This window comes from Streptomyces sp. KL116D (assembly GCF_030766975.1).
GTDB lineage: Bacteria > Actinomycetota > Actinomycetes > Streptomycetales > Streptomycetaceae > Streptomyces > Streptomyces longispororuber_A.
The window spans coordinates 120,854-136,847 of the sequence record NZ_JASERH010000136.1; the positions used below are offsets into that span (position 1 = coordinate 120,854).

General features: G+C 67.5%; 12 protein-coding genes and 2 pseudogenes. 9 read left to right on the plus strand and 5 right to left on the minus strand.

Going from position 1 to position 15,994, the window contains the following annotated elements:
- Positions 1-11 precede the first annotated feature (11 nt).
- A complete protein-coding gene (locus RBJ77_RS49100) occupies positions 12-734 on the plus strand; it encodes an SMI1/KNR4 family protein (RefSeq protein ID WP_372350898.1) in 723 nt (240 codons plus the stop codon).
- Positions 735-846: 112 nt separating this feature from the next.
- On the opposite strand, the gene RBJ77_RS49105 is transcribed toward RBJ77_RS49100, so the two are convergent.
- Positions 847-1,167 carry a 4a-hydroxytetrahydrobiopterin dehydratase gene (locus RBJ77_RS49105; protein WP_372350899.1) on the minus strand — a complete coding sequence of 107 codons (321 nt, stop codon included), beginning with the start codon at positions 1,165-1,167 and terminating at the stop codon, positions 847-849.
- A 547-nt stretch (positions 1,168-1,714) separates the two neighbouring features.
- Here RBJ77_RS49105 and RBJ77_RS49110 point away from each other — a divergent pair.
- Positions 1,715-2,143: a hypothetical protein gene (locus RBJ77_RS49110; protein WP_372350900.1), complete on the plus strand. Its 429-nt coding sequence runs from the start codon at positions 1,715-1,717 to the stop codon at positions 2,141-2,143.
- 339 nt (positions 2,144-2,482) lie between these two features.
- Here the strand turns inward: RBJ77_RS49110 and RBJ77_RS49115 are convergent, their stop codons facing one another.
- Both RBJ77_RS49115 and RBJ77_RS49120 read right to left on the minus strand, forming a co-directional pair.
- Positions 2,483-3,022 (minus strand): N-acetyltransferase family protein, encoded by a 540-nt coding sequence (locus RBJ77_RS49115; RefSeq protein ID WP_372350901.1) that lies wholly within the window; start codon positions 3,020-3,022, stop codon positions 2,483-2,485.
- Positions 3,019-3,921: a hypothetical protein gene (locus RBJ77_RS49120; protein ID WP_372350902.1), complete on the minus strand. Its 903-nt coding sequence runs from the start codon at positions 3,919-3,921 to the stop codon at positions 3,019-3,021. Before RBJ77_RS49120 ends, RBJ77_RS49115 begins: the two co-directional genes overlap by 4 nt.
- 555 nt (positions 3,922-4,476) lie before the next feature.
- Between RBJ77_RS49120 and RBJ77_RS49125 the strand changes: the two genes are divergently transcribed.
- The 4 genes from RBJ77_RS49125 to RBJ77_RS49140 all read left to right on the plus strand — a co-directional run bounded on the left by RBJ77_RS49125 (position 4,477) and on the right by RBJ77_RS49140 (position 8,843).
- Positions 4,477-5,025, plus strand: a complete 549-nt coding sequence (locus tag RBJ77_RS49125) for an ATP-binding protein (RefSeq protein ID WP_372350903.1) — start codon at positions 4,477-4,479, stop codon at positions 5,023-5,025.
- Positions 5,022-5,429, plus strand: a complete 408-nt coding sequence (locus tag RBJ77_RS49130; protein ID WP_372350904.1) for a DUF6415 family natural product biosynthesis protein — start codon at positions 5,022-5,024, stop codon at positions 5,427-5,429. Before RBJ77_RS49125 ends, RBJ77_RS49130 begins: the two co-directional genes overlap by 4 nt.
- Positions 5,430-5,873: 444 nt before the next feature.
- Entirely contained in the window at positions 5,874-7,088 is a 1,215-nt protein-coding gene (fxlM, locus tag RBJ77_RS49135) for a methyltransferase, FxLD system (protein WP_372350905.1), read from the plus strand.
- A gap of 684 nt (positions 7,089-7,772) precedes the next feature.
- Positions 7,773-8,843 carry a hypothetical protein gene (locus RBJ77_RS49140; RefSeq protein ID WP_372350906.1) on the plus strand — a complete coding sequence of 357 codons (1,071 nt, stop codon included), beginning with the start codon at positions 7,773-7,775 and terminating at the stop codon, positions 8,841-8,843.
- Between the two features lie 9 nt (positions 8,844-8,852).
- Here RBJ77_RS49140 and RBJ77_RS49145 read toward each other — a convergent pair.
- A pseudogene (locus RBJ77_RS49145) lies at positions 8,853-9,140 on the minus strand (transposase); the annotation flags it as partial.
- A gap of 311 nt (positions 9,141-9,451) precedes the next feature.
- Here RBJ77_RS49145 and RBJ77_RS49150 point away from each other — a divergent pair.
- The gene (locus RBJ77_RS49150; protein WP_372350907.1) at positions 9,452-9,781 is read left to right on the plus strand and encodes a trypco2 family protein; all 330 of its coding nucleotides are present in this window, start codon (positions 9,452-9,454) and stop codon (positions 9,779-9,781) included.
- Between the two features lie 7 nt (positions 9,782-9,788).
- On the plus strand, positions 9,789-13,823 hold the full coding sequence (locus RBJ77_RS49155) for a serine protease (protein WP_372350908.1): 4,035 nt from the start codon (positions 9,789-9,791) through the stop codon (positions 13,821-13,823).
- Between the two features lie 57 nt (positions 13,824-13,880).
- On the opposite strand, the pseudogene RBJ77_RS49160 reads toward RBJ77_RS49155, so the two are convergent.
- Positions 13,881-14,084: pseudogene (locus RBJ77_RS49160) on the minus strand (DUF6192 family protein); the annotation flags it as partial.
- A 756-nt stretch (positions 14,085-14,840) separates the two neighbouring features.
- On the opposite strand from RBJ77_RS49160, the gene RBJ77_RS49165 reads away from it, so the two are divergent.
- Positions 14,841-15,773, plus strand: a complete 933-nt coding sequence (locus tag RBJ77_RS49165; RefSeq protein ID WP_372350909.1) for a hypothetical protein — start codon at positions 14,841-14,843, stop codon at positions 15,771-15,773.
- The last annotated feature ends 221 nt before the right edge of the window (positions 15,774-15,994 follow it).

Sequence of the window (15,994 nt, forward strand, 5' to 3'; positions counted from 1 at the left end):
ATCGTCCTGGCATGACACAAGAGTTCGATCTTGCCGCATCGCTCGCCCGAGGCATCGAAGGCCGCAGTGGCGCGTGGACCTTCATCCAAGGCTTCGCCGACCACTGGGTCGGCGCTGCGCTGGGAAGCAATGACGGATGGACGCTGGCCGATCTCGACGCTGCCGAGGAAAGGCTGGGTGTCCGGCTACCGACGGCATTGCGCGAGGCGTATCTGCTGTTCGGACGCCGGCAAGATCTCACCAGCAACCACGATGCGCTGCTCGGCCCTGCAGAGCTGTATGTCGATGACGCCAAGGAGGCACTGGTCTTCCGTCACGAGAACCAGGGAGCCGCATCCTGGGGCATCCTCCTCGACAGCCTCCAGGATGACGATCCTGCGGTGTTCATCCGGCTTGACCTTGCCGACAGGAGCGCCGAGCGGTGGGAGGACTGGCTGGAGCGTCTTTCCCTTTGCTTCGTCGAGATCATCTTGTCGGAGTCCCTGCAGGCCGATGAAGAGCTCTGCGACTTCCTCGACCCGGACGGCGACAGCCTCGAACTGCTGGAGACGAACTCCGTCCGACTGCTGTTCCCGGCATACCCCATCGGCGAGGAGACCCGGTGGTTCCTGGGGCAAGACGTCCTTCTGCGCGATGACGACGGCGCGGCCGTCCTGGCCCGTGGCCGGACGGCGGACAACCTTGACCGCATTCGTGCCCTGATCCCGGGCGACTGGCTCAACGACTACTGCTGACCGGGCAGAGCGCTGCCCACCAAGCTCGTCAACGAGCGCGTCGAAGCTGCTGCCGACGAGAACCACACGGCCACAGCACCGCACCCCACACGAATGCGGGGCCCTTCTCGCTTCAGTCGCTGACGGGCTGCGCCTCGTGCGCCTTCGCAATAGCGTCGATACGGTGGGCGAGGTCGAAGTCTGCGGCGGTCAGCCTGTGGCCCGCGTCATGCGTGGTGATCCCGAAGCGGACCTTCCCCCAGCGCAGATCGACGTCGGCATGGTGACCGACGAGTCGTTCAACGTCCGCGACATGCACGATCATTGCGACGCCGCCGTGATAGCGGATCCGGAACGTCTTCGTGATCTCGTCGCCATCGCGGCGCCACCCTGGCGCGCCGTCAAGCGCGATCACGATCTCGTCCTCGGTCAGCGGGATCGGATTGTCCGCCACCCTTCACTCCCCTCGGCCACGGGCGCCAGGGCCTCTGTCAGCACCTGGCCAATCGAGGCATCGTGCCATGGGCAGGCCCATGGCACGTGGGCGTCCCAAGGCCGTCCGTGCTGAGCGGTGGCGGCCACGTTGGCAGTATCCGGTTCTGAGGGGCCGCGGCATCGCCGCGCGTACTCGCGCCGCGATCCGGCGAGTCGCAGACCAGGAGATGTGGTCCAACACGGTCGCCAAAGCACCCGAGTTGTCTCGTGTGGGCTTTCTAGGAACCCAGGCGATACCTGGATGCCTCTGCGTTTGATTCGCCGAGGGTGGGAGATGCCCGTGATGATCTGCAGTGGGCGATGCTGCGTCTTCCCTCCGGAACCGCGAGGGATCCGGGGCGCTTGATCACGCGCATCGATGAAAACTCGAGCGCCGCACCGTGCCGGAGCCCAGCTGTAATGAGTGGTCAACGATCAGCTGGTGGTGGACCAGAGCGCATGAACGCTGACGGCTCCCACAGACGTCGGCCTGGTCGGCTGCTGTGCCAGCGCCGTACTGTGCCCGAGTGCGCTATTTGGTGGAGTCATTCCTTCTCGGGGCCTTGAGGCGGGGTCGCCCGGTTGAGCAGTTTCTTGGGCCGATTGGCTCACCCGACCGGCCCGGTGTGCGGTATGCCGAGATCCGGCCCGTCGGAACCGCATTCGAGGTCTACGTCCATGCCATCGAGGACGGACACGACACCATCGTGGACCTGTACGAGCTCCCGCCGTTCGATCAGGACACCGACGAAGAAGACTTCGGCCGACTCCTCGCCTCGACCGACGGCCCGCAGGACGCCCTGGACTTGGCTGAGGAGTACACAGGCGCCTCTCGAGGACGCTGGGTCAACCAGGGGATCGCTCAGGACGAGTATCTCGACTTCGTGCGAGCGGGCCGCCCGTCGGATCGGTCACCGGGCGGCCACGCCTGGCCTGGCTCACGGACCGAACCGTGAACCACTGCCTCTTTTCGGACCGCCGACACCAGGCATAACACCCGTACCACCTGGGCGACTCGCCGGCCGCCCGGACGCAGCCGCGCCACAGGCCACGAGAGGACTGCCACCATGCGCGCACTGGCCCGCGGGGGCGACGTTCGGGCCGGTGGTCCCGGTGCCCCATGCCGCGGGCGCGGGGGCGACTCATGCACGGCATCGCGCTGTGGTCGGCGCCACGGACGATCCCCGCGCCTGAGGGGGCAACTCCTGCGTCGTCGCCCATCGCGACTGCCCAGGCAACCCATCGCCCCGGCGCACACCCGTGGGCATCCAGACTTCCGCCCCCAGGGAACCCGCTCAAGCAACCTGTCGGATCATCACGGTGAGTCGCGGAGATGCGGGTGAAGGCTGGCTGTACCCGATATCTTCGTACCCCCAAGACCGGTACAACGCATGCACCTTGCCGTTCCCGGCCGCCTCGTTGACCATGAGCGTCACATACGGCTCGTCACGGTGCGCGAGGAACTCGTCGTGGATGCGACGTGCAATGCCCGTGCCGCGCCATCCAGGTCGGACGCCGATCTCCTTCAACGCCACGGTCGGGTGGGTCGTGTACTTCTCAGGCGGTACCGGATCGGTGCGCTGCCAGTAGCGGTCTCCGCTCTCGATCCGGTTGCCGTACGCGTAGCCAACCGGGTGGTTGCCCTCGTAAGCCAAGACGGCCTGGAACCCGGGTTCGTAGCCGTGCCGGTCCAGCCGCTCACCGAACGCGGTGACCGCATAGTTCGGCAGGTGCAGCAGTGGAGCGCGCACTTCGGCGTACACGTCCAGCAGATCGCCGCGGGCTGCGTTGAGTTCGGTGAACGATCGGAGTTCAATGGCGGGTGCCGAGGTCATGCTGTGGCCCTCCAGGCGGCGGTGTGCTCGGTCCAGGAACGTGCGGTCGCGCTACCCGGAGCGGTGGCCCGCAAAGCAGCGCCGAACTCCTGAAGCATGCGGGAGACTCGCGCATGTTGGGTAGCCGCATCTTGCGGGACCATCATCGCGGAACGCGTCGCCGCGTCAGCGTCGCCCTGCGCAAGTTGGGCGTGGGCAAGGCGGCTGGTCGCAATGGCGAGGGAACGCCGCATGTGCGGCCGCAGAGCAGCCAGGCAGCGATGGGCGTGGTATTCAGCAGTGGGCCAGTCGCCAGCCGCGAGGTAGGCACTGAGGGCGAGCGAGTGCAACTCGGCGTCGTCGTAGAAGGCATTCAACCAAAGCGGCCGCGCTTCCTCAGTAGCGCGCCCCATGGCTTCCTGCGCCTGGTCGAAGGTGCGGTGCAGGGCCGTGCGCTCGTGTGCTACGCCCTGGATAGCCAGCTGCCGGGCCAGGCCTAGCGAGGCGAACATCGGGTCGCGGCGGGTGATGTGGAGATGCCTGGCCACGTCGTTCGCGGCCCGGGCATCGGCGGGGCGACCGAGGTGGCGGTAGAGGCTGCCCGCATGGGACCAGATGCGGAACTTGATCGCTTGGTCGCCGGACAACTCGGCGAGGGTCTGCGCCTCACGCATGTGCGTGATGGCGTCCTGGTACCGGCGGCCGTCGATGGCGGCCCACATCGCCGAGGAGCGGAACGAGGCGGCCGTGGCATACAGGCTGGACCTCACCCGCTGGGTAGCACTACCGGAGTTCTGTAGGTTCAGCGCTTCGTCGGCGAGTGCGGTTGCACGCCGCTCAATGTCCGGCTGCCCGCCATGCCGGTGGTCGCTGGCGATGACCTTGGCGAACTTGCCTTGAAGGTTCGCGACGTCAGTCATGCCGATCTTGCGGGTAGAGGCGGCGCCCGGAGCGGCAGCAGCAACAGCCGCCGCCGTGACTCCGGCGACTAAGGAACGGCGGTGCATAGGGTGCTCATCCTCCAGCTCTGGAGCTTGCGCCGGCGCAGGCCAGCCCCGTGGGACAAACCCTAATTCGAGAGCGGTCCTCCCCGTGACCTCTTGCAGCGCCTTCCGCGTCGCCGCGTTGGGCCACTTGACCCGCCCTGAGCGCCAGTCCCTGACCTGGCGACCGTCGTATCGTCCGGGTCGACCCGTCAGTCTCTCCAGGGCCGAATTCGCAGCCTGCGCGAGACTGTTGGCGCTGTGCTGGTGTTCTTTCATCCACGCCTCAAGAGCGATGTTCCGCGTGGCGTCCATGACCGCACGGTAGACCGGTAAGCCACTCACCGTCAGGTAAAGCGAAAGTCAAAAACCCCTAAGCGGCGCAGCGGAGAGCCTGCGGCATCCCCTAACTCCGCACGTTCGCGGCGCAGTTACCTGGGTAGCGCGGCGCAGGCCGCATGACCGATCACCCCGGACGAGCAGGAGCACCCCATGAACTCCTCCATTGGCCGAAGCAGCACCTTGAGTGCTGTACGCCTGGCAAGCATCGGGGCAGCTGAGGGCGGTGCTCTGATCCGTGCTTCTGCGCTGGGATCGGACCAATCCGTGGTTGCGCCGTCGCCAATCGCTGCTGCCGTGGAACGCTCGCCTGAGCGCGTAAGGACGCTGCGTCGTATCGGCCGATCGTGGCTGCTGAACATGTGCCGCATGCCCAAGGATCGTGCTGAAGCCGTTTTGGTGGTGATCTCCGAGCTTGTGACGAACGCGGTGCTCCACGGCTCCAATCCGTCGATCGGCTTGCGTGGCTACTTCGTAGCTCCTGGTCAGGTTTGTTTCGAAGTCATTGACGGGACGATCTCCCCCGTCCCTGAGATCCGCGAGGGCGACCTGCTTGCGGAGTCTGGCCGTGGACTGCCGCTCGTCGACGGTCTGATCGAGGAGTTGGGCGGCAGCTGGGGCTTCACGGAGGACGGAGCAATGGCTTGGTGCCGCGTCCCTGTCATCCGCGCAAGCAAGCTGCCGCCAGAGAGCCGACAGTGACGACGGGTTCCACCTCAGAGTCGTGGTCGCCGCCGCCGGACGCCGGCTACCTCGCCCACGTCTTGGCTCGGATGATCGCCTGGGAGCCGCTGGACATGGACGTTCTTCTGGATGACGTAGCCGACGCTCTCGACGAGGTACCGGTCGCCGCAAAGGACGTGCCGCCTCTGGCCGACCGACTGGTCGCTCACCTCAACCGACTGGGCGCCATCGCCATTGCGGCCAAGATCGATGAGCACGATGAGGATGTCGCCCGCACAATCAGCCACGGCGCTCGCCTGCGCGCTGTGGCGCTGCCCGACGAGCCGGACCTCGCACACGGTCACCTCCGCCGCATCGGGTGGGCTGTCAGTGAACTCGCCGACCAGCTCGTCAAGATGCGTTGTCTGAAGGGACCAGCATGATCACACGCTTCCGGCAGTATCCCCAGGGCCCTCGCAAACAGGGCGAGGGCGGCGAGGTGCTGCGGTTCGTCGAGCACGGCCACCGCGTCCCGATGGTGCCCGTGTCCGACGACGGCATCGCAGTAGACATCCCCGATGATCTCGCCCGCACCACCACCTTGCACTCCCGCCACCCTGCAGCACCTCCCCGCCTTCGACCGCCGACTCCTCTGCTCATTACCGCCGCAATGCCCACACCCCCTGCCCGACGGCCCATCACCTCCGGCTGGACCACCGCGTGAAGTACCTGGGCTGCCTTCGACTTCGACCCCCTCCAATTGGTGCTTCTGCGGTGGTGACCGACGCCGTCGCCTGGATCGTGGTGCGGCGCGCCGGTGCACACACCTGATCCTTGTTCCCCTCTTTCGTGATCGCCCGGCATGGCTGGGCAGGAAGTCCTCACCGATGTCACAGACTCAAAACGACCCGGCCAATGCGGCGGCGCTGCGCGATGAGATGGTGCTGCGACTGCGCGAGCAGGGTGTCCTCACACCTGCGATCGAGCACGCCATGCAGGCAGTGCCCCGCGAGGTGTTCGCCCCCGGCGTCCCTCTCGTCGAGGTCTACAGCCCGAATGACTCCGTGATCACAAAGTGGGACGCGCACGGCATGGCCACCAGTTCGGTGTCCGCCCCCTGGCTGCAGGCCGTGATGCTCCGGCAGGCCGGCATCCGCAGCGGCATGCAGGTTCTGGAGATCGGGTCCGGCGGCTACAACGCCGCGTTGATGAAGGAACTCGTCGGCCCGGGCGGCGAGGTGACGAGCGTGGACATCGACCCGTTCGTCACCACCCGGGCCCGCCGCTTCCTGACCCAGGCCGGCTACGGCACCGTGAACGTGATCCTGGGGGATGGCGCGCTCGGCGCCCGCCACCACATGCCCGCCCACGGCTGGGACGCCATCGTCGTCACTGCCGGCGCCTGGGACATCTCCCCCGGCCTGGTCCACCAACTCGCCGCCGCAGGGCGCCTGGTGGTGCCGCTGCGGATCCACGGCTTCACCCGCTCCATCGCCTTCGTCTGGGCGCAGGGGCATCTGGTCAGCGAGTCCATGCAGGAGTGCGGGTTCGTGCCCATGACGGGCCTGGACCAGCACGATCAACAGCGCCTTCTCCTGCACGGCGAGGAGATCGGATTCAGCTTCGGCGAACACGACGTCCCGGATCCAGCGCGCCTGACCGCGGCACTGGAGAGCGAGCCGGTGCGCGAGTGGACCGGGGTGTCTATCGCCCCGACGGAGTCGTTCGGCACCCTGCAGATGCACCTGGCCACGACGCAGCCGGGCTTCGCGATCCTGTCGGTGGACGAGGACACGGACACCGGCCTGGTCGTCCCGCTCAACCGGCACGCCACCCCCGCCGTGGTCCGCGACGGCTCGCTCGCCTACCTGACCAGACGCCCTGCCGGGGATCTTGTCGAGTTCGGCGTGATCGGGCACGGCCCGCAGGCGCCCGTCCTGGCCGGCGCGCTGGCCGCCGCAGTCAGGAAATGGGACAGCACCTACCGCCACCGCACGCTGCACGTCCGCGTGTACGCGATGGGCACCCCCGACCAGCAACTCCCGCCCGGGGAACCGGTCCTCGACAAGCGGCGCAGCCGCCTCACCTTCTTCTGGACGTGATCCTCAGCCAGGCGCATCCTTCCCCGGCGGGAGGCACCCACCTGGGGGTCTGCAGAGAGTCAAGCCCGTCTGGTCTGCGTGGACCAAGCTGCGCTCCTGGTTCGGTGCAAACCGCCTGCAAGACCCGATCGGCGTCCCGTACGAGCAGACTGAGTCCGCGGTCTGCCAACGACACTCCCCTTCCGCACGACGATCTGCGGCTGAGCTGATGGCGCGTCTCACAACTCGTCCGCGTGATGCCCGGCCTTGAGGTCGTCGACCTGGCCGACCTGAAACCCGACCCTCTATCGTGCAATGGTGGGGCCGCCCTGGTTGATAGAAGGCTGAGCTTGTTCTTTAACCTCTGGCCTCGAACAGAGTGTCGTACGACGTCACTCGGCACCAGGACGCCATCGCCTGGACGGCGCCCTGCGCGCGCTCCAGGCGCCGGCTGGCTGGCTGGCTGCCGAAGTCGCCTGGTTCATCGTGCAAAGCGGCCCGCCTCACTGTGCAGGTCGCGTGCACGGCGGACGAAACAAGACGGGTCTGAGACCTTGGGAAGTCGGCGTCGAAGGCCCGGGGCGGCCCTGGCGAGTGCCCCTCGACGGAGTGCTCGGCTACCCGCCACTATTTGCTTATGTTTCGAGGGAGATGGCGACCGGGGCAGAAGCGGCGGGCCTGGCAGAACCGGGCGTGGCGGAACGGATGACCGAGTTCTACGACTCGCTCACGAAGCTGGAGAGAGCATCCCTCCCACAGGTTGCCGTCAAGTACGGCCGCACGCTCGACTCCTGCCACGAGGTTCTCCTGAGCGAGAAGATCAGCTCCACCTCCCCGTACTACGTCGGTCTGTCCTCAGAGATGGGGAGCTTCACGCATGTAACCAAGCGGGTTGTCCTGGTCACGGACACGATGCTGTTGTCAGATCACGGCGTCGGGACGGTGCACGAACTCGGTGTGCACTACAGAACGCAATCGTTCCAGGTCCTGCCGGGGCCGGGGGCGCCGGGGGAAGGCGGCATACACTTCAGCGAATCCGCTGAACAGCGATACGGGATGGTGACCGAGGATCTCGCCGAGTTGGGGCGGTGGCTCCTTGAAGCCGAACCTCTGCTGCGCAGGGGGCTTGTCTGGTACGCGCCAGTCTTCGTAGAGGGGCCGTCCAACGGATTTAGTTCGCAGCTTGACCGATCTGCCAACAGGTCGGCAGGTCCACTCCCTTCGTTCCACGACGGGTCTATCGACTACGTGATCAGACACGGGCGGGCCGTGGATCTGTCGAGGACCAAGCCCCTTGCAAGCCGCGTGGTCCGGCCGATCCTGGAGATCGATCTGCCCTGCATCGACGGGCTCAGCCTCAGCGACTTTTGTCAGGTCACCAGCGAGGAGTTCGACTCCTATCGCCAGTTCCGCGACTTCATGCGCTCCCGGCTCCTCGAACTCGACGATGCACTGGAAGGGGTTGACTCCCAGGTGGCCCTGGAGAGGGTTGCGCTCTCCATCCGTGACGAAGTACACGCAGCCACCGCTGAGATGAGCAACGCAGCCCGGTCCCAGGCCCTCAGCCGATCCGGTGCCGTGTTGGGCACGACCAGCGCCATCCTCGCCGCAGTCCGCCCTGAGGCGCTCCAAGGAGCCCTCGCGACCAGTGCGACGCTCGCGGCCGGCGCAACCGGCCTGTGGCCCACCGTCCAGGCCTTCGCCGAGAACAGGGCTCAACGTACACACGGCAAGTGGCACTACGTCTGGGTCCTACAGAAGAACTCCGCACGCTGAGCTTGGTATTCAATCTTTGCGAGCTTTGAGGCGATTACGTTCGGTTATGGTCTCGGGTCGTCCAACTCTTTTGCCCGCGCCGTGACGAGTGGCGGGATGCCGGTTGCGCGAACCAACTGACGCACCCGGTCTGGGTGTTGAGGGTCTTGGTGCACGGGCGGGGCAGTGCAGGTGCGGGCGGAGGTTCCGAAACCCCCGCCGGACTCTTGCGGGAGTAGGTCGGGCGGGCGCGGTCGGCCTTTCGCCAGGGCGGCGCAGATCGGCGGCGGCCTCTCGAATGAGCCTCAGCTGGGTGTGGTGTGTGTTTCTCAAGGGCCTCTCCTTCGGTGATCTTCGGTTTCCCCCCTCGTCGGCCGCGGGCCGGCACGACGAGGTGATCTCGTAGTCCAGCAGGCCCCGCGCAGCAAGGGCGCCGGCGCGGCCCACCCGCTCACGGATCGCGGTTCCGGTCTCGCCGTGGTCGAGAAGGAATCGCACGAGGCTGGAGCAGTCGACCCCTTCAACTCGGCTTCCTTCATGACCAGTTGTAGTACTAGCCATGTCGTCGACAGCGACACTAGAGTCGTGCGTGGCGTGCGGGGCCGACGGTGGGGCGGGGGGAGTTCCTGATGGTGGCGGAACACGTCGAGGACGAGGGCATCGGCCTAGCGGTCGCGCTCGGAGCCATACGACGCGAGCTCGCGCAAGCGGTGGCCGCGGCCGAGGCAGAGGGCGGCCCGGTGCGGCTCGCGGTCTCCTCGCTCGAACTGGAACTCCAGACGACGCTGAGCCGGTCCCACGGCGTGAACGGCGGTATCCGCGTCCACGTGATCTCTGCGGGCGGGCAGCGCACCGAGGACCGCAGCGAGGTGCAGACGCTGAAACTCCAGTTGAACGCAACGACCCCTGACAACAAGCCGATCTCGGCGGGCGACACGCTGAGCCGACGGCCGAGGTGACGTGCCGGTGACCTCCGGTGTGGATGTCGCCCAAGTCGCTCGCGTGGTCGTCGGCCTGCCCGACGACAAGTGCTGCGTGGGCAGTGGCTACCGGATCTCGGAGCGGCTCGTCCTGACGGCGAGGCACGTGCTCACGGGCGGCGAAGCCGTGCATGTCCGGCTCGGCGGGGAAGAGTTCGACAGACCGGCGGCGGAGGTGTGGCAGGACACGGATCTGGACGTGGCCCTGCTCCAACTCGAAACGTCACCCGCTTATTGCGCTGACCCGGTTCTGCTGGGACGCGTGGACCGCACCCGGAACGCCGAGGTGACCACCCACGCGGTGGGCTTTCCCGGCTGGGCCGTGATCGACGAAAGCTCCCCTGATGCGCCGGACGACATCTGGCGCGGCAGCACAACGGTCCGTTGCCGGATCCTCACCAGCGACGTCGGGTCGCCGGACACGCTGCGCGTCGTCGTGGACGACGCCCCCGACGTCCTGGCGGCGCCAGACCCGGGCACCAGTCCCTGGCAGGGTATGTCCGGGGCGGCGCTGATCAGCGACACCGGGTTGCTGGTCGGCATCGTCAAGGAACACGTGCCGGCGGCGGGGATCGGCAGGCTGGAGGTGACGCCTCTCGACCGCATCGACGACGAGGGGTGGCGGGCTGCCCTGAGGCGCGAACGCGTGGACCCGCGCCCCCTGCTCGTACTGCCCGACAACTGGAGCCGGACCGACGGTCTCCACCAGCACCACAGCTGGTATGCCGTCGTCAGGAACATGGCGTCGCATTCGCTCGTCAAGGAGAGGCTCCCGTACGTCGATCCCGGCGACAGCAGTTCGCCCGGCGAGATCCTCACCCGGCTCGCCGACCTCGCCAAGAGGCCGGGCCTGCCCGCCGGACTGATCATCGACGGGGCGGCCGGAGCCGGTAAATCACGGCTGTGCCTGGAGGTCGCCGTGCGGGCTCAGGAGAGCCGGGACTGGCTGGTCGTGCACGTGACCCAGTCCGCACCCCTGCGTGATGTGTGGGACAGCGTCCGGGGCCTGGCGGGCCAGGTGCTCGTCGTCGCCGACGAGATCGACTGGATCGCCGACCCGGCGACTACCTACAGCAACGTATTCAGCGAGGCCGAGGGCAAAGGCGTCCGGCTTGCCGTACTGACGACCGTTCGCCGCAGCCGGCGGGAGGACGAGGCGCTTCAACTGCTGGACCCGTGGAACACCTTCACGTTCGTCCACGTCCGGGAGGACCCGGAGTACCACCGGGACATCACCCGGCAGATCGTGCAGAGCCTCGCATCCGACGCCGTGAATCAGCAGGACGACGGCTACATGAAGGAACGCTGCGCCGGTCCTCCGGAGGTCAGCCGGTTCTACGCCACGCACCTCAACCACAAGGCGCAAGCCGGTGAGGACGTCAGGGAAGCCGCGCCTTCTCCCGACTCCGACTTCGGCTCATGGCTCAACGCCATCCTGATCAACATGGGGCTGCCGCTCCTCGGGGACGACGTGCCGGACCGCGCGGCAACGGCCGTGGCTCTGACCGTCGCCCACTCACCCTGCCGGCTCAAGGACGCACTCGACTTCTTCGCTCCGGACCCCCGCGACCCGCGCCGAGAAGAGGGCGCAACGCTCTTGGGCAAGCTCCTCGACGACAACCTGCTCGCCTCCCGGAACGGCGTCCTACAGCCCGTGCACGACGTCTACGCCGACCATCTGCTCGGCTTCGCCGTGCTCAAGAAGGGCCAGAAGTCCGTGCACGGCGTCGGCCTGCGCCGGGTCCTGAACTCAGGACTGGCGAACGGTTCCGCCCTCACCCGGGTCGCCGTCGCGGTGGACCGCCTGCGTGACAAGCTGGACGAAGAGGCGGTCGACGCGCTGACCCGAGTGGTGGACGACTGGTGCGTCGCCCACCGTGCCGATGTCCAGCGCCTGGTCGTGGCAGCGGATAAGGACGGCTACGGCCGGGAGCTTCGGGCCCTCCTCCTGCGGGAGACATGGCGCCCGGTGGTGCTGCGCGAGTTCGCAAAGCCGTGGCTGCGCGACCACTACGCCAAGGCCAGGGCCCGCAACACCATCCTGGCCGTGGCATCGCAGTTGCCCGACAGCGACCGCTACCTCTCCGAGTGGATCTACATCCACGGTGAACGGCCCGACGCCGCACGCGCTCTCCACAAGGCCCTAGCAAGCGACCTCGATCCTGGGAACCGGGAATGGACAACAGACCAGGCCTACGAGTGGCTCACGCGGCACCCGCTCACGATCGACGCCAGCTTCCCTCTGCAACGACTCCTCGATACGCGGCTGGACGTCCTGCCGCGCGGCGACGCGCGTATGAACCAGGTCCGGAACTGGGCGTTGCGCTGGTTGCACCGTCACGGCACGACAGATCAAGCCGGCTACGTGGCGAGGCCACTGCTCAAACACCCCGAACTGACCGGCGCGGACCTCGAACGGACGGCCCGTCTCCTCCTCGACACGGTGGCCCCCGGCGACCCGTCGGCTGCCACCTTCGCCCTCGTAGCCGTGTTGAGCAGACACCGTATGTTGCGGGATCTGCCCGAAGACCTGTACGGGCAGGCCGTCAGGGACTCCTTCGCCTGGCTGAACCATGAGGCCGGTTACGGGCTGCGGCCCGCTGCTGCGTACCTGCTCAGAGAACTGATCGTCCCCGGACTGCCCGGACGGGACGGCCTGCCGCATGCCGTGCAGGCGGCGTGGAACTGGTTGAACGTGAATGGCGGCCGACACGTCGAGATGGGTCTGCTTCTTCCCCCGCTGCTGAAGAATGCGGCCAAGACCAGTGCTCGCGACCATGCCGCCCTCACCGAGGACGAACAACAGCACCTTGCGGTCGTGGCCATGGACTGGCTGGCGGCAGATGACGGCTCCACGTGGCTGAGTGTCAGCGAGGTGACCGGGGCACTCCTGAGCACCAGACTGCCGGACGGGGACCCGGAGCGGCTGCGGTGGCTGGCGGACCGGGCGCTGGCCCTGCTGCGGGACCGACCCGGCCCGAGCGTGGCACGCTCCGTCCTGACGCCGCTGCTGCATCGCACGAACCTCGACACCGACACCCGCGTCCGCGTGCTGGCCGCGACGTTCGTCCAGCTTGCCGCGGCTCCCGACAGCCCGCACCTGGCCTACCCGCTGACCGCGCTCCTGCGGCGCTCCGATCTCACCAGTGACGAATCCGCCCGGACGATGGCCGCGACGCTTCACTGCCTGGACAAGAACCCCAGAGCCCCCGGCGTCCTGGGCATGCTGATCAAAGCGCTGAACAGCCCCCTTGCGCATTCGGCCGATCGCGCACAGTTGGCGGCGCGGTCCGTCCGGGTGCTGTCCCTGAAGGCCCTGGTGCCGGAGAAGAACCGCAAGGAACCCAGTCTCGTCAGAGCCCTCCGGAACCACTGCGCAGAGCATTCTCCCGAGTGGAACCGTTTCGTCGCCCGCGCCTGTGACCTGCTGAAGCATGCAAGGTACCCGAAGAGAGCCGAGCCGGCGCTCGAAGACTTACTGAAGGGCTCCGAGCAACTCGAGGCTCCCGTCCTGGACCGGCTGTGCACGGCCTGCGTCGACTGGTCCGCCGTCAACGATTACGACAACCGGTCGATCAAGTTGCTGGCGCAGGTGCTCGACAACCGCAGTTCCTCGCCGCGGGTACGGCGCCGCGCGACGGAGGTCGCACGGCAACGGCTTCGGACAGGCGGCGAGCGGAACGTGCGGGACGCGGCGAACGGAAGGCTGCTGCAGGCCCTGCTGTCCGGCGGAGATTTCCCGGGCGCGGAAGCGATCGAGCAAGTTCTGGACGTCGCGTTGGACTGGCTTGCCCTCCAGTCGAACAGGCAGGCCGCGGTCGGTCCGCTGCTGGTGCAGGTGGCGCACTCGCTGGAGCACTCACCGAGGCGACCCGAGGCCGAGCGTCGGACACGGCGGGCTCTGGACCTCTCGGACGCTTGGCTGCGCGACCGTCCCGAAGACAATAGCGAACGGCGTCAGCAGGTCGAGGGCCACCGGCGCCGCCTGGCCGCGCTGCTGGGGGTCGACGACTCCGGTTGAGGTGAGTCCGCCCGGCCGGGCGGGAAACCGGGACTCGTCACTCGGGTCAGCTGCGGCACGGACCCGGCCGATCTGCCGGCGTACGTCCTCGCGCTCGTCCTCGGTGAACTCCTGCCCGCGCCCCCGGGGGACCAGGCGGCCCAGGGTGGCCCCGAAGCCATGGCACGAGCCGACCAGGTCGAGGTACTTGAGGGTGTGCAGCCAAGCCCATGGCGCGACGGACCCGCCCGGATCAGACTGCATCCGGGCGAGCGCCGTCATCCCGGCAAAGACCGCACGGGCAACGTAGGGGGCTGCGCTCCCTGTGAATCATGGTCATCGGCGGCCGCCATCTCGGGGGAACAGCGCCGCGAGCAGCGTCCGCAGCACGGCGAGTGCAGCCTTACGCCGGTCGTCGCGAGCGGACCAGACTGCAGGCAGAGCGACCCCGCAGAAAACGACCAGGACGATGACGCTCGACAAGGCGGCGGCCACAAGCGGGGCCCATGCTTGGCGGATTGCGATCAGACTCGCCAGGACGCTTAGAAGGCCTCCGGCGAGCCACCGGTTCACGGGTCAGTACACATCAAGAGATCATCCCCTTCCAGGTCCAACTCACAGTAGTCGCAGGCACGTTGGAACGCGTCGCAAATCCGTAAATTTCATGGTCGAGGGCTGGTGGGACACCGGGCACGAGTTCGGCCGGTATCCCAAGGGTGTAGCTCTCTTCCGGAGGCGGCCCCGATGGTTTGAGCTGGGGAGATCGTGGTTGTGGGTGATGGCGGCGTGGTCGGGTCTCTACCGTGTGGGTGGAGGAGGCGACGCTGATGGGGTCGTTGATCGGGGAGTTGGAGGCGCGGGAGGCGGCGGCCCGGGCCTGGGTGCGGTCGCCGCCGTCCTTCACGAGTGACGGAACCGCCGGGGCCGCACCGTGCCGGGGGCCGAGCGGGGCGGGCCGCTCACCGACTAGCATCGCCGAGTTCGTGCCACCCACCGGCCCGGGCATCGCGGCACGGCGTACAGGGGAGCTGACACGGCATGAGAACGAAGAGCGCAGCGGCGTGGGCGGTAGCGGTGCTGATGCTCGGCGCAGTCGTCGGCGGCTGCGCCGAGCCATCGGACAAGGGACCGTCCGGCAGCAGCGCGAAGCACACGAAGTCCCACCGCGAACCCGAGGACAAGCCTGATTCACGGGTCGTCGAGCACGACGACGACCACACCGTCCTCGAACTGTCCGACGGCCGGCAGGTGTCCCTCCGCTTCACTCGCCGCGGCCTGGAGGCACAGCATCGCGACACCTCTGACGACGCCTGGTCCGCCCGGAAGACGGTCTATGAGACCGGCACCAAACCGTGCCAGGGCATCAGGGCAAAGGCGTACCGGGACACCGTGTGGCTCGCGGCTGGCTTCGGCATGTACTGCAGGGACGGCGAAGAACCGCAAGAGGTGGTTGCGGCTGTCGCCACCGGGGACCTCTCCTCCTGGACCACCGACCCGACCAAAAACAACCTCGTCTGGCCGAAGGTCCGCATCCGCGACGGTGGCGCCCGAGTGGACTTCGTCCATCCCATCTGGGTGCAAACCACCACGCTGACCTGGCGCAAAGGCTCCGGATTCGCCGAGGTGGCCACGGAGTACAAGCCCATCCACCCCTGGTTCGTGGGCCGGTGGCGAGCCACGGACGGCAGCCAGCAGCTGACCATCCACCAGGTCGGGCCGGGCAGACGCGCACGCGTGGTCATCGAGACCCGCACCGGCCCGCGTTGCAAGGGCAGCGCCATTGTCGCCGGCATCAACCAGCACGACCTGTCCATGAGTAACTTCAAGCTCGATCAGGGCACCAGGACCGTCAACTGCCCGCTGGATGAGCTCAAGTACGACTTCGACGTAATGTCCTCGGACGGCCCGCTGCGCCTACGCAGTATCGGCAACCACCCGAAGACCGTCCTTACCTATGAGCGGGCGGGCTGACGTACGACTTCGCATGAGGAGCGGCGTGGTCGGGTCTCTACCGTGTGAGTGGAGGAGGCGACGCTGATGGGGTCGTTGATCGGCGACTTGGAGACGCGGGAGGCGGCGGCCCGGGCCGGGTGGAGGCGCCCGAAGCGGAGCTCGTCCGGCTGACGGCCCGTCTGGAGGACGAGCGGGAGGCATGGTCGCGGCCGCGGATCGTCCGGGAGACGGTGGCCGAG